Here is an 18,698-nt window from a genome sequence, read left to right as displayed (position 1 = left end):
CGGATACAACCCAGAAACGAAGACCCGTCACCCGGCGTTTATATGGAGCCTCAGCCAAACTGGTGGCAGTTGTCACCGAATAGCACGGTCTCCGTTCCGGGCCACCGTCAACCTCCCTTCTTTTCGCCATGCCGAAAACAAGGCAGATCGTTGAAGCCTTGAGCGTTGTCGCCTTGGCCAACTATACGAGACCTATTTCAACCGCGTCGGGAACTGTCTGCTTGAGAACTTCGGCAATACTCAACCGACCACGCGCTGAAATGCTGGGCTCTTGAGCGATTTTAGCCTCAACCATTTCTCGGAGCCGTTCTGCCGTGGGTTTTAGTCGCGCCTCTATCTCAACAATCCGAGCAGCTTCCGTGCGGCCCTCCGTTGTGGCAATACCTTTCCTATACGGATCTTTTCCAGCCTCGTCGCTCGCCGACAAACCACGTGCGATCATCAGAGGCACATCCTCATGGTTGATGGTCGCAGCGCTTGGTGTAACGTCGGCGTCACCCGCACGCGGAGCGCCACCGTACTCGGCTTCGGTTGCCGGCACGGGAAGAGAGGGAACAAAATCCGCTTCCGGAACGACGGGCTGGTGCTCGACGGATAGGCGCGCGGCCATCTTGAACGGAGCGATCGCGTGATATCTGAACTTGCTGCCGAATATAGGACGCTGACCTTCAACCAGCAGGATCATACGATCCTCGGGCATCTGTCGGACTTCCTGTGGCATCATCAGGTCCCGTTCGCGAATTTGCTCGACTTTTGTTCGGCGTGGCAGGCCCATCCGTTCCAGGGTACGGGATTCAGACTCGTACCGGATCGTTTTCTTGCCGAGTGCACGCGACGCGTACTCGGCGGTGGCCTGGTCATTGGCGCCAAGTATAAGCTGTAAGCCGCAATTGCCGAGGAGGGAATGACGGGATGTCTCGCCATAAATCTCGTCGAGGTTTTTCAGGTCCTGAATGATGAAGGCCATCTTGATGTTGTAGCCAGCCACATAGGGCAGCTTGTTCATGATCTCGTCCATCTTCTTGAGCTGCCTGAACTCGTCGAGGAGGAAATAGGCGGGCAGGGCGCCCGGATCAAACTCACGTGTGAGGAGATCCATGCTTTGCTGCACGAACAGGGTGAGGAGCGGCCGCAGGATGGTGATGTCGCCGATATTCGGAGCAAGGTAAATCGTCACCGGCCTGCGGCGCATCGATGCAAGATCGATGTCGGTCACGTTGGTTGCGGCGATTACCCGCTCATTGCGAAACGGCTGCATCGCCCTCTGGATATCGAGGAGCGCTGATCGCGCTGCACGCTCATTCAGGGAGATATAGGCGTTGAAGCTGTCAGTCGTGAACCTGGAAAGGTCGGGTTCCTTCTCCTTGATCAACTTCATCAGCGTCTGCAGATCAAGGCCTGCATTGAAGATGCTGTTTACCTCGCCAAGATTGCGCCGGTTCTTGTAATAGGTGCTTTCAAGCACGTAGCTGATGACGCCGGCGATCACCTGCTGGGCGGTGCCCTGCCACACCGCGCTTTCCGAGCCGATGGTTTCGGGAATGAGGATGCTCGCCATATTCTGAATATCGATCGTGCGGCTTCCGCGATCTTGCCGGACGAAGTCCAGCGGGTTCCATCGATGCGTCTTCTTCCCGCCCGGCGAGAACAGAAAGACCCGATGGCCATTCGACTTTCGATAGCCAGCCGTATGCTGGAAGATCTCGCCCTTGAGATCTGTGACGATCATGGATCCCGAAAAAGTCAGCGCGTTAGGGATGACATAGCCAACGCCCTTGCCAGAGCGCGTCGGGCCGATGACGAGATGATGCCGATCATCCTGCCGTCGCAGAATGTTGCGGCCGATTCGCCCCAATATATGGCCATCCTTGCGAAACCACTTCCCGCGCCGGATCGAGGCGACGTCCTGAAACGCAGCGTCGCCGAGCGGGTTGGAGGGTCTGCGAAGACCAAAGACGGCTGCCGCGCTCGCTATCACCACCGCCGGCAACAAAGCACCGAAGGCGGCGATCTGCAGAGACCGATTGTCGGAATAGCGCATGAGCTGCTGGAATGGCGTGAACGGGTTTGCGGTCACCGTCAACTGAAGCACGCGACCATCCTTGTAGAGGAGTTGCAGGATGACAGCGTAGCTGAGCATCCACACCGCAGCCGCGATGAGGCAACAAAAGAACAGATAGGCCGCCAGGTAGGTCCTGTTCATGCGGCATGCCTGGAGAAGTAAATCTCCGAAACACCGCGGCGTCCGCCGTCCCGACGAAGCTGGATGACGACCGGAATGACCATCTGGATGTAAGACATCAGATCCTGCTTGGAGTAACCGGACGACAATCCCGCTTGTTGCATCATCATCGCCAGCTGTTCGTAGGCACCGAGCGGCGTGTCGGCGTGGACGGTCGACATGCTTCCTGGGTGACCGGTGTTGATCGCGCGAAGGAAGGCAAAAGCCTCCGCGCCTCTGATTTCGCCGACGAACAGCCGGTCAGGCCGCATGCGCAAAGACGCCTCGAGCAATGCCTGGATGCTGACATGTGCTGTGCCTTGGTCGCCCCGCGATGCCAGAAGATGGACGGCATTCTTCTGCGGCGGAAACAGTTCGCGCGTATCCTCGAGTGTCAGGATGCGCTCGAATGGGTCGATGGTCTTCAGGCAAGCGTTCAGGAACGTCGTCTTGCCAGTCGAGGTGCCTCCGCTGATCAGGATCGAGAGCCTTTTGCGAATGGCAGCGTGAATAAAGTCGTAGATGCGCTCCGCGCGCAGGAGTTCGATCAGCTCGCGTTCGACCTCGCTCAGACCGCCAACGGCGACTGACACTTTTTCCAGCGAGCCATTGTCGCGATACTCCTCAAGGGTAAAGTTGCTGGTGACCTGTTTGCGGATCGAGATCGCGCCGCCCTCGACTGCTGCGGGCGGGAGCACGATCTGGATGCGCTCGCCTGACGGAAGTGCAGCGCTCAGGATTGGATTGATGCGGCTGATGAACTGGTGCGTCGCGCCGGCGACGCGTTCGCCGATATTCTCGATCTCTGCCACTGTGAGCGTTGGGATATGATGATGTTCCATCACCTCCGCGCCGAGACGCTCTATATAGACATGGCCCGGCCGATTGACCGAAATCTCAACGACCGTGGGATCGGCAAGGAATGTGCGCAGCGGATCGAGAGCCCGCTCCAAGAAATAGTAGGGGCTGTTCTCAGCGGCTTTGATTTTGGAAAAGGCCTCGCTCATGCTTGATCTCCTTCAAGGCTTCCTCGACCGGATCCGGATACATGGCGGAGAAATCGAGGTCCTGGCGGACATTGACGAAGATGCGCTCGCCCTGGTGAACGCTGATCGTCGGCGGGATCTTGAGATTTTCTGCGAGCGCCTGATTGGCCATGCCGGAGAAGGTCTGGGCGATCGTCTCGCGGGCAAGTTCAGCGGCGCGATCGGAATCAGTCTCGCCGTCCCCGCTGCTACTGAATTGGCCGCTGCCATAGCCGGTCAGGTAGCTTGATCCGGCACCCACAATCGACAAGAGGATCGCCGATCCGAAACGCTCGCGCCATTTGTTGTCGACGAGCCCGGTCAGCCCGGAGCGACCAAGGCTATCGGTGCCGATGCTGTTCAGACGGATCGACACGCCGTCGTCGCGAAGAAGACGGGTCCAGATGACAAAGATGCGTTTCTGACCACGGGTGACTTCGGACTGATATTCGCCGATGAGCCGTGTGCCGGTCGGGATCAGCACCCGGCGTCCATCGAAAGAATAGACATCCCGCGAGACGATGGCCCGAATCTGGCCTGGCAGATCACTGTTGATCGCGGTCTCGAGCAGACCAGGAATCAACGTTCCCTCGGGGATCATCGCATCCAGGCGCCCGATTTGCCGCGCCTTTGCCGATCGGTCGCCAATTGCCGATGCGGTCGCGAGGAACTTGCTGTTGCGATCCTCGCCCGCGACGATCGGCCTGCCTTCGCCGTTGCCGGACGTGAGAGATCCTTGTCCATTGTCGGCTTTTGCAGTGTCCACCACGACCTGCTTTGACAGGAAACGCCTCGGAAACTCTTCTGCTTCCACAGGCTGGACCGGCGTTTCATCCTCAACCTCAACGACACCTGGCGGAGGCGGAACGTCAAACTCGGTCGTGTCTGCTGGTTCCTCCTTTTTCTCCTCGAGGGGAGGATCCGGCAACGTTATGACCGGTTCGGGTTCTCTTTCCGGTTGCTTCTGATCGTCACGCAGAAATGAGGGCGGCCGGAAGGTCGTGGTCGTAAACTCCTCGTCGCCTTTGACACTTTCTGGCAGGCGTTTATCGGGCGCGAAGACGACGATATAGGCGAGTGCCGCGCCGACGAGGACAAGTGCTGCACTTCCGACGAACTGCTTTCGCCGTGCTCGGGTGTCCTCCACCGCTGTCTCGTCGCCGGCCAGCATTGCTTCGAGTTCGGGAGACCGTTGCATCAGTTTCCACTCCTGCGGCGTGTCGTTGCCTTTTCATCCGGGGCTGGCGCCATGATATCGGGGTCGGGCGCGCCGAAGTCCGGCCTCCTCAAATTGAAGATGCAGGTCCACTGGTCGCCGTCGCGCAGTGTGTACTGGGTCGCGGTGCCGTCGATGACGAGGTAGTCGCCTTCACGCCGGACGTTTCGGAGCGTCTCGGTAAAGTCGGCGTTCACCGCGAAAATTGCCGGCACGCGTGCGCCGAATTTGAAGAAGGTCTTTTTCCCGTCGTCGAAAACCACCAGCGGCTTCAGCCTGTCGTCACCGGAAAACGAGTAGTCGATATTGACGTTGGCTTTGTCGATCCCCGAAATGTTCGGATTGCCCGCCCGCGCTTCAGCCTCCTTTCGCAAGGCGGCATTGAGACCCTTCTCGGGATAGACGAAGCGGATGCCGAAGACTTTCTTGCCGTCCTCGGGCGCATAATCGTTGAGCTCAAGGTAGTAGATGCGCTTGGTCGTTACGACATTCATGTTGGTCGTGACGTCTTTCGCCTTGGGTTTGACGAAGAGGATGTTGCCCTTGTCCGTCGGTACGACATCCCAGCTGTCGGTGTCGCCCAGGGCAACCGTCTCGAATTTTTCGTCCTCGTCGAAGATGATCATCGTCGAGATGCCATAGGTGGCAGACACGCGCACAACATTGTTCGCCTGATAGACAACGCTTGTGACGCGGGCATCGAGGCGACCGGAGGCCGGCGTCTGGGCTGCGAAGGTGGAGGGAAGCGAGACGATTATCACCGTCCCAACAAGAAAACAAAGCCGTATCATCAGCGGTTCCCCTCGGTGACTGTTTCCTGGTCACGGCGATAATCGTAAACCTGGAAACCGAGGGGGTTCTCGAAGCGCCACTCATTTGTGGCCGGTGTATCGGTATAGCGATAGCGGACAACAGCGATCCAGTGACGCGGAATGGACTCCGTTTCCGACTGTTCGACGGTCGCAAAGCGCACGATGCCGGTACTGGCATTCGGAAAGGTCACCGATGCGATCTCAGTCGTCACCCGTTTGATCCTGCCGTAGATCCTGGCCGGGTTCTGGACGTTGGCGGCACTGTACAGGTCCTGCAACTCGCGAGCGGCATTTCCTGTCGATAAAAGCGCGGCGATACCAAAATTCTGCTCGATCGCATACGGATCATAGCCTTCGCGCGACCGGATGTAGCGAACGATATTGGCCTGGGTCACAGCCTGCTGCTCGGTCAGATTGGTCGGTCGCGTCAGGCCAGTCTTGACCTCGACATAGCCGGTATTCCTGTCGACTTCGACGATATAGGGCTCGAAGCTCTTCAAGGGGACGAGCATGGCGAGTGTTGCCAGACTGACGAGCGTGATGGCGCCAAAGATGCTCGTGACGAACCAGGCCAGTGTTTTCGATCGTTTGGCTTTCCTGACGATTTCCTGTTCCCAGATATCGCCGCTTTGATAGTAGGTACGTAGACGATCGTCATCGGTATCTGCCATTGTCACTCATGCCCTTCAAACGCCTATTGACCCCTCAGGCCGGCGTGCTGTGCTGGGTGATCTTCGTCTGCATCGCAGCCTTGGTGCCGGAATCATCGTTGTCGCCATCACTGCGGTATCGATCGCGCAAGGAACGGCCGGCGCGGTAAGCGGCTCGGCCGGCAGAGTTGGCTCCTCGTGCAGCGGCCATGGGGGCCTTGATGCCCACCTTTTTCGCAATGCTGGTCCCGACCGATCCGACGCCAGCGGCAATGCCGCCAGCGATACCCTGTCCGATCGAGTGGATGTAAAACATGACGAATGCGCCAGCCGCGCAGAGAAGCAGGAACCCGGCAATGTCGGCGAGCCTCAGCGTCCTGGCGCCGCTTGCCGCATCGATCTGGGAGAGCTCGGGGTCCATGGCCGCGATCAGAAACGAGGCGACGACATAGATGAACAAGGGGATCAGCGCGTAGGTCAGGACCTGATTGAACCAGCCGACCCCATACCCCCTCGTTTTCTCGAACAGCATGCAGGCGATGAAAATCGGCGCCGTCCCGATCAATACCCACAGCATCACCTTCGCCAGAATGAGGATCGCCAGTGCGACGGCAATGAAGACGCCGGCCCCGATCATGATCAGCACGCCGATCATGCTGGGCAGGACGGAAAAATAGCCGGATTGTTCTGCAAAGGCGGACGCGGCCTGATTGGCGGTCCTCCAGATCTGCGACAGTCCGTTGGTCGGCTCGGTGATGCCGGTACCGGAGGCGGCAAGGATCGCGCGACCGACGTCCTCCGGCGTATCATTGATCCATTGGTAGAACAGGTTGTTAAAGTTCGACCAGGAGCTGACGAGCGCCAGAATGATCATCATCCGGACGATGCGCCCGATGATTTCGGAGACGCCGATCCGGGCGGTACCCAGAAACAGCTGCAGACCATAATAGGCGACATAGGCCACCAGCATGATCTGCAGCAGCGGCATGATCTCCTGGGCAACGACCGTGTACGCCTTTTCCGAAAACGTCGTCCCGGAATCCTCGATACGCTGCAGCAGGGCGCCGAGAAAGTCTTCCATTGCCTATTGTTCCATTCCAATGGCGGCGAAAGCGGCGGCGGAATCATTGACGGCGCGCATCGCCCCGCAGGCCTGCCGAGGATCTTCCACAAACGAGCTGAGCTCAACCGGCCGCTTGCACGGAGCGGTCTTTTCCTTGACGGTTCCGCACCCCGATAGGGCTGTCATGGCAAGGATGACACTCAAGCAAACAAGCGGCCGCATCCGGTCAATTTCCATAGGTGAGGGCTTTTTTGCTGTTCGAAATGTCCGTCAGGCGGCGCTGGTTCTCCGCCTGCAGCGATGTCACGGCGCCGTTCAGCACCCCGATCATTTCATTGAGAGTGAGGCCCGACTGCACCTGCAGCTGGGTGTTCTGGTCAATCGACCCCTTGATATCTTCGGCCTTGCCGATCTGTTGTCCAGCCGCCTCAAAGGCACTGCGCCGTGTTTCCGTTGCCTTTTGCGCCCCATTGACCAGGGCTGAAACGCCGAGCACGGTATTGACCAATTGCTCGTAGGATTTGTCGCCGGAGAAGTCGCTGTTCTCCTTGCCGGAGAGTGATTTCACCAACCGCAGGCCGTTGATGAAGGCAGTCGCGACTTTCGAAACGTCACCACGCATGTTGCCGAAATCCGGGACGCCACCTTTGATCAGGCTGTCGAGGGACGGCATGGACGAGACGCTGAAGCCCTGGCCGATTGCCAGGTTTTGCAAGGGCTCGGCAGTGCTGCCCCGATCGCCGGTGACGGCCTTCAAGGTGTCCTCGACCGTCGTCAGGATATTCTTGTTGGTGTTGAGGATCCGGTCGGTTGTATCCGAAGTCTGTTTGGCGATCTCGTAATTTTGCCTGTCGATGACCGGTACATCGGCAAGGACAGTGGCAAATGGCAGAAGGACAAACGCAGCGGTTATCATCGCAGGCTTCATGATTGGCTCCTCTATTGGGGTTGCAGCAACAGTTGAACGTCGGTTTCATCTTCGCGTTTTTCGACGCAAGTCTTGTTCCCGGGATTCCACACCAGCTTTTGTCGCGGGTCGCAGAGACCCGTCGTATCGTCTGGTTCGTCTTCGTCCCGGCCACGCTCCGTGGATTGCGACGAACTTGACAGATCGGAAGCCGCAACAGCGTTGCGGGAATTGATCAGATCAGCCATCGCCGCGCTAAGTTTGATGACGTTGTTCATCATTTCGAGATTGGCGTTGCGCGCGGTGGAGTTATGGTCCCAGCTGTCCTGGATGGTCCCGGTCTGCAGACCCGCCAACTGTTGATACCAACGTCCCACACTGGCAAGGCTCTCCGACGTCGCCGTTGTGGTCCCCATGGCGTTCAGGGTGGAATCCCGCATGGCTGTGTAAGCCGCTTGGCCGCCACCGTAATTCAGGGGGATGCCCGACTTGTCCGAGCCGCCGAAGGCCGGCAGCCAGTCCTGGGTGATGCTGCGGACGTAGCCTTGTGTCTCCTTGAATGGGGGAATCCCACCGTACTTGTTGACGTTGCCGGGACCGGAGTTATAGGCGGCAAGCGCAAGGGAGACGTTCCCGTTAAAGCGCCACAGCTGCCGCCTGTAGTAGTGGGCGCCGCCTCGCAGATTGTCCTCGATGTTGTTCTCGTCGACGCCAAGGTCGTCTGCGGTGCCGGGCATCAACTGCGCAAGCCCGGTCGCGCCAACGCCGGATTTGGCACAAGGGTTGAACCGGCTTTCCTGATAGACGAGCGCGAGGAACTGGTTCTCGTCGATGCCCTCTTCGCGTGCGACACGGCGCACCAGCCCGGAGATCTCCGCGTTCTGCCGGGCGGCACCAACCGGATCGTTTCGTCGGGAGGGGCGGTACATCGAGCAGGTGACCGACGTATTGATCGTGTGGCGGTCTTTGTCGGTGTCCTCGATTTTGCTCGTCGTCTCGTCGGCCGCTGTATCGTGGTCGAGGATCGTCTTGTCGATCACGGGAACGTCGGCCGAGGCAGACCTCGGCATCTCGACCGTGGCAACCATCAAAAGCGGGAGAGCAAGCCGTTTCATGGCCAGGCCTCCCAACCGCAAAATCGCGGGAGCCAGGCAGACGGCGCGTCGCCCAGTTCGTGCCTTAGCCGCGCGCATTCCTCGATGGTCTCCTTGCGGCCGGACAACACCTTGATCATGTCCGGCATCGTGCCGAGGTCGAGCCTGGCAATAACGCTGTCGCTGCCATGCTTGATGAGAAATGTTCGCTTCTCCGGCGGCGTGGTCCGGATGAAGTTGAATTCCTTCACCGTCAGCCCGAAGCGCTTGATGTAACTTTCCTCGTCGGCGCGCGGATTGGGGAAATGGATATTGGTCGATGACTGCTCGATCAGTGTATGGGAGGCGGCCGCGCGCACGATATCGGCCGCCGACTGGGTGCCGAATCCGACGATCCCGTTCAGCTTGCGGATCGTCTTCATCTTGTCGACGATGAAATCGCTGAAGGTCGGATCCCGTAAGAGCTGCCAGCCTTCGTCCATGAAGATCATCACCGGCGAACCATCAAGGAGCGCGTCGAGTCGGTGGAAGATGTACATCAAGGCCGGTGTTCTGAGCTCCTCGTTGTCAAGGATATTGGACATGTCAAACCCGAACACCCTGCGGTCGGAGAGGATGAGGACATCGTGCTGGGCATTGAAGAGCCAGGCCTTTTCTCCGTCGATCCATGGCCGCAGGCGCGCATTCAGGTCGTTCGGGCCAGCCCGCGATCGCCCGATCAGCAGGCCCGAGAGGTTCGCGAGATTTCGCTGGGTCGCCGGCTCCTGCATCAGCCGCAGCAAAGCGCGCTCAAGAATGTCCTGCTCTTCCTGATCGAAGTCGCTGCCATCGCCACGGCGAAGCATTGCCTTCAGCAAACGCAACAGGAACTCCCGGTTCGGCCCGGTATTGTCGAGCTGAAGCGGATTGAAACCGGTGGACGTTCCAGGGGTCAGAACCTCATATGCGCCATTCATTGCGCGAACGAAGATCTCGCCGCCTCGGTCCTTGTCGAAGAAGACAGCCTTGGGTGTGGGCTGAACCCGGAAGGCCTGGGCAAGCAGGAAGGTGAGGGCGACGGTCTTGCCGGAGCCGGTCGGGCCGGTCACCAGGAAATGGCCGATGTCCCTTCGATGAAAATTGAACCAATACGGCGTCTGGCTGGTCGTCTCCAGGATGCTGATCGGCGTGCCCCAATGTGTGCGGTCGGTCTGGCCGGCGGCAAAGTTGTGCATCGAGGAAAGACCGGAATAGTTTGCGCTCGAAAGAAGGGCCTTTCGGGCGATGTAGACATGATTGCCGGGGAGCTGCGCCCAGAACCCGGCCTCGAGGTTAAGGTCTTCTCGCAACCAGTTGACGTTCATATCGGTCAGGCAGGCGCCGAGATCCGAGACGGCCTTGTTGACGCCATCGAGCTCGCGCGCCAGGCAAAGCAGGGTCATGTGATGGAGGCCGAACACAGCCTCCTGGTTCATCAGGCTGTTGAGAGCGAAATCGATATCGTTCTCGACGTCACTGCCTGCTTCGTCGGACGCTGCGATTTGCCGCTTCAGGCGTGAGATGCGCTCCTGAGCGATCGGCTTATCGGCAATCGTGAAGGACTGCGTCAGAACGAATTCATGGTTGACCTGCAAGAGGCCGTCGAGCATGCCTGGACCCGTGAACGGCGGATACTCCTTGATCGACAGCATGGCACCGAAACGGTCGTCCGCGTTTGTCGATCCCTGCGCCTGCAGCGTGCGCCTGGAGAAGTGCAGGCGAGAGCTCCCGACATAATTTGCAATGCTCATGCGGGGCAGGCGCATCTTGCGGGGAATGCCGCAGCTGAGCAGGGCATCGAAGAATTCGCAGGGCTCGGAATAGGGCTCATCATTGCGGTGGATGATGCCAAGCGGACGAGCGCCGTACTTTTGCAAATCTCGGCAGATATTGCCGACAAGCTCTTCGAGCTCGCTGACGGGTTCCCGCAACTGGTCCTCTGCCGCTTGGCGCGATCCTGCCCTGTTTACGAGGCGACGCACCTTGTCGCCGGCCGCAAGCGCTCCTCGCATTCCGGCGCACAGCACACTCAGGTAGAGTTCATTGGCGAACATGCGCTTTTCGCTGAGCTGCGCCATGTAGCGGCGATTGAGCAGGTCACAGAACGGATCCGCGAATGTGCCTGCGAGGTCACCCTCGACCTGTCGGCGGATCACGGTAGACCACAGCGAGAAGCGGCTGGAACCGAGTGCCCGGATCATCGTATTTTGAACGACGGACCGCATATTCAGTTCGGCCTGATCCTCGGTCTGAAAAAACAGGCCGTTCAGGCGAATGACCGAGAGGAGAGCGCCGCTCTCGAGTTTTACCACCGTGTCGGCGACGTGACGCAGATACGGAACATGCTTCGACATCGGTCTTTCCCGACTGGCGATGGTTCCGAAGCCAAGCTCTTCGCGGATGAGTTTCAGCATGGGCGTCACGGTCCGTAGGAATTGGCGCCCCAGAACGGCTTGTTGGGCGTCTTCGGGGTCATGCGCGTCGCAACCTGCAGCACGTCGAGAATGCGGCTGTCCCAGGTGCAAAGCGTGAAGAGAACGAGGTAGGCAACCGGCGCGGTCAGCAGTGCCCACACGGCGTTGGTCGCCAGCCAGGCGATGATCGTGAGCCCGATGACAACCACGATGGCCATGTAGGGAACACCCCACAGTGTGGGCGAACGGGTGAGGCCGATGATCAAGGGCGTGAGGGTTGGCTTGTCGTCTTTGAACTCGGCCATGGCTCAGTTCCCGACGGTCGACATCAGCTGGTCGACGATGGCCGGCGCGCCGAACACAAGCCCAATCCCAAGGACCACGGCTCCTGCGGTGAACCAGCTCAGACGGCCGGCGAACGCCAGGAACCCAAGGCCGATGACGGCGATGATGGCGACCAGGCGGCCGAACGGACCGGTGATGAAATCAACCACCGCCTGGACCACCGTCTGGAGTGGCGCGAATGCCTGGTTGGTGGCCTGCGCCATTGCGACATCTGCGGCGACCAGCTGGGCTATCACAAGCGCAGACATGACCGCAGTGGTGTTCAATGCCTTCTTCTGCATGGCGGACATGACGATTTTCATTTTCCTATCCTCTTCGTTTAGAAGTGCATGACACCGTTGACGAACCGGCTGCCTCGCCCACCGATGACGCTGCTGGCCTGCCCGTCGGATTCCTTATTTGCGGTTATTGCTGCACGGCTTCCGGGCTCCAAGGGGCGCGGTTTCAGGCCAAGCTGGCGGTTGATCACCGCGGCCACGTAGCGGATCGTTTCGCCGTAGGGCGGGATGCCGCCATTGTCATAAACGGCCTTACTGCCGGCGTTGTAGGCTGCGGCTGTAACCAGCGGGTTCCTGAATTCGTCGATGAGGGCTTTGAGGTGACGGATCCCGCCGTCAATGTTGGATGCTGGATCGCACAGGTCTCGCACGCCGAGACTTAGCGCCGTGTCGGGCATGAGCTGCATTGGCCCGCGCGCACCTTTCGGGCTGTTGCGGGTCTGATCGAACCGGCTTTCCGCCCAGGCGATCGCCTTGGCAAACGCGGGATCGACGCCGTAGGCTTCGGCGGTAATACCGACAAGATCTTCGATCTCCCCCGGTTTCATGGAGGAGGCGCCGCATTCGGTCTCAAGGCTCGGACGATCAGCCGTGTGTGAATACACCATGTTCATTTTCCTGGATGAGTTGATTTCATCCCGCAATGGCTCCCTTGTGACATCGAGCGCGGCCGCTGGCCTCGAATAAGACCACGATGTGTTCATACCTTGTGCATGCCGGGCTTTGACCACGGTCCCGGAAGGTTCGAGCACAAAATCTTCGGTTGATCTCGAAGAACCCTTGTCAAGGATCAGTGTTTGTGTGTCGAAAGTGTGAGATTTTTCGCCAGAAAAATGCTTATTATCAAATGCGTATGCGTTCTCGAAGGGAAATACGAGGAGGGGCAAGGCGGCCAAAATGCTGATCCGTTTCAATCTCAAGGTCCGTCCTCACATTTTTCCATTGCTGTTCGATTTCGTGCTCAAAGGCGGTCGAATTTCGGGAAAGCGTTGCTTTTTCCCTTTCAATGCTTTACCGAATATGTTCATATCTACAATAAAATTTTTGAGACGCAAAGCAAAAAATTACACCCAATGGATGCAAAAATGTTGATGCAATCGGTAATGCGAATTGTCCGGAAACGAACAATCCTTGTGGCGCCAGCCGTTTTCCTGGCCGCCTCCGCATGGGCCGGCGGGGCAGTCGATCCTGCCTATGTGAAATCGCTGGCCGCCCCCGGAAAGGTGGTTCTGGTGGTCGAATATTATGACCCCGCAGGAAAGGTCGTGGATCGAAAGGGGTTCGCCTCACCGAGCGGATTTCGCGCAAAGTCGCCCGTCGATATCGCCGTCGATGCCGGAGTCGATCTGCACCTGTATGGGCTTGAGCCCTGCCGGGGCGAGATGGTCAACCAGAGGGAAGGTTTTGCAGGTAGCTGTGGTGACTATGCGCGTGAGGAACTGGATATCATGCTGAAAGCGGCCAAGGTCATCTTTTGCCGTGCGTTCCTAACCGAACGAAATGCGCCTCTGCAGGATGCCACCTGCTTCGGATACTACAATTATCCGGGCACCTTGGACACGGTCGACAGCCTTGAGGAACAGCTGGTTTCGCTTGGAGCCCTTCGACTGTCAAAAAAGCAGGACGGTACTCTGATGCGACCGGATCTCGCCGACGCAGAGAGGATCGGCCGGGGCGGATTTGGCATGTGGGCTGACCCGCGGGTGGCGGCGCAATGAAGCCTGTCCTGATCAAGGGCGCGATTGCGGCCACCCTTTCCGTGACCTTGGCCCATGCTGCGCCTGCGGGTTATTTCGAGCTCTTGCAAGGCGCCGTGTTCGAAACGGGAGACACCGTCGTTACCGGGGGCAAACGCATAAGGCTCTATGGCCTCCAGTCCTGTTTGCGCGGCACGTCCTACACTGACCGGTCAGGAACCAGGCGCGATTGCGGCGAAGCGTCGATCGCAGTCCTGGCCGCCTTCATCAAGGACACAAAACCGGTCTGTATTCCGGTGGCCGAACAGAACGATCTAACCTTCGTCGCATGCTACGCCACGGTCGGCAACCAGCATCTAGACCTCGCAATGATGATGATCACGGAGGGTTACGGCTTCGCAACCCTGAAAGCCGATGGGCTGCCGGTTCATGCGCCCTATGCTGTCGCTGAGCAGGACGCACGCGAGAGGCGAAAAGGGCTCTGGCGGTTTTCGGACGTCCGGCATCCGGCAGTCTTCCTCAGTCGTGCGGCGAAGCCACAGGGGGTACCATGATCCGGAAGGTGATTTTCGCTCTTTCCGTTTTGATGGCTTCCGGCGAGGCCAGGGCGACCGACGTGATCGGTGCTTCGTCGGACAAGCAGGTGGTTGGCCGACGCGGTACGCTAAAGGGGCAGGTGGCTGTGATCGACGGACGAACGCTGTGGTTTGGCAACCACCGCATGCTTGTACGCTTGGCCGAAATCGACAGCTGTGATCTGCCGCAATGGGCCTTTGATCCAGGGGCAACCCAATCCAGCAAGGGTACTCTTGCCCCGGTGCCATGCGGCGCCCTGGCGAAGGCTTGGTTGAAGCGCGCCGTTGGCGACCGCGTCGTCAGCTGCAGTTTTGTCGTTCAGGACCCTTCTGATGTGGCGCGCGGCGTCTGCACGGCAAGCGGTCTGGATCTCGCTCACGAAATGCTGCGCGTCGGATGGGCGAGACTGATCACGCCTGTTGCGCGCAATAGTGGATACCTTGAGGCGCAAAGCCATGCCGTCGCCGCCCGCTATGGGATGTGGGCGACCTATGTGCTCGACATGGCCGAGTGGCGTCAAAAGGCAATCGACAAGACGGTGGGTCGCCGGCAGCTGGCGGATCTCAACCTGCTGTCCGAGCGCCGCAGCGAGATTTCACCGCCGTTCACGGACGCCCGACGCCAGCCGTCACGTCGTGACCGATAATCGTTCGTCGCTTTGAAGGAAACGTCTATGAAATATCTGCTCGCATCGATGCTTTCAGTGACCGTCGCCAGTTTCTTGATCTCGCCTTCCAAGGCCGATGATTGGGGCTGCGAAGTCCTCCTTTGCGCGGCGGCGTCCAATCCATCCTGGCATGACGTTCCGGCATGTCATCCCCCGATGGAGAAACTGATTTCCGCGATGAAGCGGCCCGGATTTTCCTGGCCAACCTGCCCCGAAGGGGGCGCCGGCAAACCAGGTTATGAGAAATATGCGGAGTGCCCGGCGGGTTGGACACCAACCACCGGCGACGATGGACGGGGGCAAGGATTTTCGCGGGAACAATCGCAGTGCGCGCGCAAAGTGACGACCTGCAAAGGCGGACGCAGCTCTTACGGCTTCTCAAGCCGCGGCCGCACCGAGACGACCGCCGACGGCATCACGCGGGTCTTCTCCAGAAATAATGCGTGCGCTTTCACGGAATTTAGGCAGCGGCCCAGGCGCAGCGATCCCTATTATTTCGATATCAAGGACGACGCGACCGATCGGTCCAATCGGTTCTGGTTTAATCTGCAAAAGTGACCCCGGTTGAAAGAACGGTCTGGAGGCTTGTTCAAGTTTCAAAAGGGGTCGAATCTGTAACATCGCTTCAATTGACCACCCCCAACGAAGTGCATAGCCAGTCGGCCGCATCGTAATGTATGACTCGCGCCTTGCGGATTGGGTTAGTGGGATATGACGACAAAATTGGAAAGTCACATCGCGGACTTGGGACTGGTGAAGACATCGGATCCTGAAAATGAAAAGCCTGTCTACCGACGGGAGGGGTTCGACGGTATCTCTGCGTTCGCAGAACTCGACGACAAGATCGGTGAGGCCCTCAGGAATTGTCGCCACAGCAAAAACCTGAGCAGAGCCGAGCTTGCAACGCTCGTTGGCCTGAGCGAGCAGGTCTACGGCCGATATGAACGCAATTCGTCGAAGATGCATGTCAGCAGGCTGATCCATCTAAGCGAGGTTTTGGGCGTCTCACCACTTGCTATGCTTTTTGCGGCAGCCCCCCATTTATGGGGCGCGACCGAAAAGGAAGCCGACACCCGCTTTCGAATGATGAAGTTGCTGGAAGATCTTCCGAATGACACGATGTCATCGATCGTCACGCTCCTCGAGACAGTTTCCGTTCTTCAGGATGGGAACACGACACCCAGCAAGTGAGCTGCGTGTCATGCCGCCATGTTGCCGGAGGTGGTCGACGGTTTCTTGGATTTTCGCCATCGTGGCTGTGTCAAAAGAGCCCTTCGTAATGGCCAGGAAATAGACGAGATAGATCAGCTTCACCTGTGCGTCGCGGACAGTGGCCGGTCGCCAGTGGATTATTTCGTTGCGGGCCAACTCCTCTTCGGCCACCGCCTGCGCGAGTTTTTCGCAATCCTGGGCGCCGCTGGCGACATCCTGCCTTAGGGTTTTCACCGACGCGACGACGTTTGCGTGATGCACCGTTCGCCAAAACAGGTTCTCGCCGGGACAATCGTTCATCGGATCACCTTGGTGGGCTTTGAGCCGCTCGTCGACATTCTGCTTGTTGGAGACCGCATTCGCTCATGCGCCGGCGTGGCGGATCTCTTGCCTGATCCCGTCGATTGCGACGCAGAGATCCCTGATCTGCTGCTCGGTATGTGAGGCAGTCAGGCAGATTCGTAAACCCGCCTCGCCGCGGGAGACGGTCGGAAAGAAAATTGCCGACGCATAGAATCCGAGCTGCAGCAGTTGCCTTGCCGCAGCGACCGAAAGCAGCTCGTCTCCCAACCGTATGGTTCGGATCGGCAGGTCGTTTGCCATGTCCTTTGTCGGGATCAGCCGGTCAAGGAGTGCGAGGTTTCGCCTTAACGTCTCCTGCCGCCTGGCGAGCTCATCCGTTCGATGAATCCGAGCCGACGCCTGTGCCGCGCCGATCGCCGCCGTGTTCAAGGATGCCGAGAAGGCGTGGGCGATCGCAAAGCGTCTGAACAACAACTCCTGTGCAGCGGTTCCGAGCATCAACACGCCGCCGGATGCGCCAAAGCCCTTGCCGAGTGAAGCGGCGACGATCGTCCGCTCGCCAAGCTCGGCAAACACGGATCGCGCAAAACCCGACCCATTCTCACCGATGATGGAAATCCCGTGTGCGTCATCGATGTAAAGAAAGAGCCCGTACTTCTCCTGAAGCGCACGAAGTTCGGCAAGAGGAGCGCTTCCTCCCATCGAATAGGCACCATCACAGACATAAGCGACGGACCTATGGGTACGGCACAGTGCCTCGAGTGCCGCGAGGTCATTGTGCGGGATCGTTTCCACCCCGGTTTCTCCTGCGACCGTTCCCTTGTGGTGCGCAAGCGTCGTATGAGCAAGGCGATCGAAGGCGATCAGCGGCTTTTGCCCTGCCGTCAGGTGACCCGAGGCAAGCAATGGCAAGGCACTCATGTTGGCTGCAAGGACCGTGGTGAATGTCACGACCCGTGCGCGGAACAGGTCGGAAAGATTTTCTTCAAGTTCGCCGAGAATACTGAAATTGAGTCGCGTCCGGGCGCAAGACCAGTGCAGAGAGCCAGCTTCGCAGACCGCCTGCGCCGCGCCGGCGACGATGTCTGGGTGGTTGTCGAGACCGAGATAGGAGCATCGTACGAAGTCGACGACTGTCGAACCGTCATGGGCTAGCCGGACGCTGCGATCTGCATGTGGCATCGCATACAGCGCCATGATGCCCTGGTAGTGGGCGGCATCGAAATTGGAAGCAGCCGCGCTGATCATCGCCGCTGTATTGCGAAACTGAACCTGGCGGCCGGTGGGTTGGGATGTATGGCTCATATGACAATCTCTTTCGCTACCTATGCGAGAAGAAGGCCACGGCACACAAGGAATGACAACGAAGCTTCTGTGAAAGAAAATTCAAGATTTGTAGAAGGTGAAATCCGGCTCAGTCGTCGTCGGTGACATCTGCGAGGTATCCGTTCGAGCGGATCGTTCGGATGATCGTCCGTCCAGTCGCCTGCGCAAGCGTGCGGCGGAGATTTGCAATATGAACATCTACGGTCCGGGCATTGACGTGACGGTTCGAGGGCCAGGCCGTTTCGATGAGATCAGCGCGTGAAAGAACGCGGCCCGGCGCTTCGAGCAGGCGCTTCAGCAACTGGAACTCGATCGGGCTCAGTTGCGCGCAGCCTGACTTGCATCTGACGAGGCGCGTCTGCTCGTCGAGTTCGAGATCGCCAAATCGAAGCACTGGCCGTGTCGGGGTCGAGGGCATCGTGGCACCCTTCGCCGTTCCCAAAAGTGCACGCAGGTAAGCGAGGATCCGTTCGGGTGAAACGGGCCGCACGAAACCCTCGTCAATACCGGCTTTCAGAAGACCGAGATAGCTGTGCTCGTGGCGGGCCGAAATGAGCGCAAGGAGCGGCAGCTGCGCTGTCGCGGGACATGCCTTCAGAGCGTTGCAGAACCTTGTCACGTCATCGATGACGTCGCTGGTGTCGACAAGCACTGCAACAACGGACGGCACGTCAGAGGCCGCGACAGCGTCGAAATCCTCGGCCAGCAATACGCGAAAACCTGCCACCGCCAGGATATGGCTCATCAGCATGTAGAAGTCTGGATCTCTGGAATGGATAATTACGAGATCGGTCATGGCACTGGTCAAGGCCTCTGGAGCGGACTGTGTTTTGGGGGCCGGCCGTTTGATCGTTTGACGATATCAGCCGGCCAA

The 18,698-nt window shown here is 58.8% G+C and carries 20 protein-coding genes; 5 read left to right on the top strand and 15 right to left on the bottom strand.

Going from position 1 to position 18,698, the window contains the following annotated elements:
* Positions 1-181: 181 nt before the first annotated feature.
* The 12 genes from ACSQ2W_RS20440 to ACSQ2W_RS20385 form a co-directional block, all read right to left on the bottom strand.
* On the bottom strand, positions 182-2,203 hold the full coding sequence (locus tag ACSQ2W_RS20440) for a type IV secretory system conjugative DNA transfer family protein (RefSeq protein WP_436088063.1): 2,022 nt from the start codon (positions 2,201-2,203) through the stop codon (positions 182-184).
* Positions 2,200-3,228: a P-type DNA transfer ATPase VirB11 gene (gene virB11, locus ACSQ2W_RS20435; RefSeq protein ID WP_436088062.1), complete on the bottom strand. Its 1,029-nt coding sequence runs from the start codon at positions 3,226-3,228 to the stop codon at positions 2,200-2,202. Before virB11 ends, ACSQ2W_RS20440 begins: the two co-directional genes overlap by 4 nt.
* A complete protein-coding gene (gene virB10 / locus ACSQ2W_RS20430; RefSeq protein WP_436088061.1) occupies positions 3,194-4,444 on the bottom strand; it encodes a type IV secretion system protein VirB10 in 1,251 nt (416 codons plus the stop codon). Before virB10 ends, virB11 begins: the two co-directional genes overlap by 35 nt.
* Positions 4,444-5,253, bottom strand: a complete 810-nt coding sequence (locus ACSQ2W_RS20425) for a TrbG/VirB9 family P-type conjugative transfer protein (RefSeq protein ID WP_436088060.1) — start codon at positions 5,251-5,253, stop codon at positions 4,444-4,446. The genes virB10 and ACSQ2W_RS20425 overlap by 1 nt, the downstream gene beginning before the upstream one ends.
* Positions 5,253-5,945: a virB8 family protein gene (locus ACSQ2W_RS20420; protein ID WP_436088059.1), complete on the bottom strand. Its 693-nt coding sequence runs from the start codon at positions 5,943-5,945 to the stop codon at positions 5,253-5,255. Before ACSQ2W_RS20420 ends, ACSQ2W_RS20425 begins: the two co-directional genes overlap by 1 nt.
* 34 nt (positions 5,946-5,979) lie before the next feature.
* The gene (locus ACSQ2W_RS20415; protein WP_436088058.1) at positions 5,980-7,005 is read right to left on the bottom strand and encodes a type IV secretion system protein; all 1,026 of its coding nucleotides are present in this window, start codon (positions 7,003-7,005) and stop codon (positions 5,980-5,982) included.
* 208 nt (positions 7,006-7,213) lie between these two features.
* Positions 7,214-7,915, bottom strand: a complete 702-nt coding sequence (locus ACSQ2W_RS20410) for a type IV secretion system protein (RefSeq protein ID WP_436088057.1) — start codon at positions 7,913-7,915, stop codon at positions 7,214-7,216.
* 11 nt (positions 7,916-7,926) lie between these two features.
* Positions 7,927-9,009 (bottom strand): lytic transglycosylase domain-containing protein, encoded by a 1,083-nt coding sequence (locus tag ACSQ2W_RS20405; protein ID WP_436088056.1) that lies wholly within the window; start codon positions 9,007-9,009, stop codon positions 7,927-7,929.
* A complete protein-coding gene (locus tag ACSQ2W_RS20400) occupies positions 9,006-11,420 on the bottom strand; it encodes a VirB4 family type IV secretion/conjugal transfer ATPase (protein ID WP_436088055.1) in 2,415 nt (804 codons plus the stop codon). Before ACSQ2W_RS20400 ends, ACSQ2W_RS20405 begins: the two co-directional genes overlap by 4 nt.
* A 5-nt stretch (positions 11,421-11,425) precedes the next feature.
* Complete coding sequence (locus ACSQ2W_RS20395) at positions 11,426-11,725, bottom strand: type IV secretion system protein VirB3 (protein ID WP_436088054.1); 300 nt, start codon at positions 11,723-11,725, stop codon at positions 11,426-11,428.
* 3 nt (positions 11,726-11,728) lie between these two features.
* Entirely contained in the window at positions 11,729-12,046 is a 318-nt protein-coding gene (locus tag ACSQ2W_RS20390; RefSeq protein WP_436088949.1) for a TrbC/VirB2 family protein, read from the bottom strand.
* Positions 12,047-12,084: 38 nt separating this feature from the next.
* Complete coding sequence (locus ACSQ2W_RS20385; protein ID WP_436088053.1) at positions 12,085-12,957, bottom strand: lytic transglycosylase domain-containing protein; 873 nt, start codon at positions 12,955-12,957, stop codon at positions 12,085-12,087.
* Between the two features lie 189 nt (positions 12,958-13,146).
* Here ACSQ2W_RS20385 and ACSQ2W_RS20380 point away from each other — a divergent pair, with 189 nt between their 5' ends.
* The 5 genes from ACSQ2W_RS20380 (at position 13,147) to ACSQ2W_RS20360 (ending at position 16,174) form a co-directional block, all read left to right on the top strand.
* A complete protein-coding gene (locus ACSQ2W_RS20380) occupies positions 13,147-13,761 on the top strand; it encodes a hypothetical protein (protein ID WP_436088948.1) in 615 nt (204 codons plus the stop codon).
* Positions 13,758-14,294, top strand: coding sequence for a thermonuclease family protein (locus ACSQ2W_RS20375; protein WP_436088052.1), 537 nt, complete (start codon positions 13,758-13,760; stop codon positions 14,292-14,294). The genes ACSQ2W_RS20380 and ACSQ2W_RS20375 overlap by 4 nt, the downstream gene beginning before the upstream one ends.
* Entirely contained in the window at positions 14,291-14,962 is a 672-nt protein-coding gene (locus ACSQ2W_RS20370) for a thermonuclease family protein (RefSeq protein ID WP_436088051.1), read from the top strand. The genes ACSQ2W_RS20375 and ACSQ2W_RS20370 overlap by 4 nt, the downstream gene beginning before the upstream one ends.
* Before the next feature lie 27 nt (positions 14,963-14,989).
* Complete coding sequence (locus ACSQ2W_RS20365) at positions 14,990-15,541, top strand: hypothetical protein (protein ID WP_436088050.1); 552 nt, start codon at positions 14,990-14,992, stop codon at positions 15,539-15,541.
* A 153-nt stretch (positions 15,542-15,694) separates the two neighbouring features.
* The gene (locus ACSQ2W_RS20360) at positions 15,695-16,174 is read left to right on the top strand and encodes a helix-turn-helix domain-containing protein (protein ID WP_436088049.1); all 480 of its coding nucleotides are present in this window, start codon (positions 15,695-15,697) and stop codon (positions 16,172-16,174) included.
* Here the strand turns inward: ACSQ2W_RS20360 and ACSQ2W_RS20355 are convergent.
* The 3 genes from ACSQ2W_RS20355 to ACSQ2W_RS20345 all read right to left on the bottom strand — a co-directional run bounded on the left by ACSQ2W_RS20355 (position 16,106) and on the right by ACSQ2W_RS20345 (position 18,620).
* Positions 16,106-16,495 carry a hypothetical protein gene (locus ACSQ2W_RS20355; protein ID WP_436088048.1) on the bottom strand — a complete coding sequence of 130 codons (390 nt, stop codon included), beginning with the start codon at positions 16,493-16,495 and terminating at the stop codon, positions 16,106-16,108. The two genes, ACSQ2W_RS20360 and ACSQ2W_RS20355, sit on opposite strands and share 69 nt — an antisense overlap.
* 63 nt (positions 16,496-16,558) lie before the next feature.
* Positions 16,559-17,803: an aminotransferase class I/II-fold pyridoxal phosphate-dependent enzyme gene (locus tag ACSQ2W_RS20350; RefSeq protein ID WP_436088047.1), complete on the bottom strand. Its 1,245-nt coding sequence runs from the start codon at positions 17,801-17,803 to the stop codon at positions 16,559-16,561.
* 109 nt (positions 17,804-17,912) lie between these two features.
* Positions 17,913-18,620 (bottom strand): winged helix-turn-helix transcriptional regulator, encoded by a 708-nt coding sequence (locus tag ACSQ2W_RS20345; RefSeq protein ID WP_436088046.1) that lies wholly within the window; start codon positions 18,618-18,620, stop codon positions 17,913-17,915.
* Positions 18,621-18,698 lie beyond the last annotated feature (78 nt).

This window comes from Pararhizobium sp. LjRoot255 (assembly GCF_964252905.1).
GTDB lineage: Bacteria > Pseudomonadota > Alphaproteobacteria > Rhizobiales > Rhizobiaceae > Pararhizobium.
This window is presented reverse-complemented; position numbering and strand designations above follow the sequence as displayed.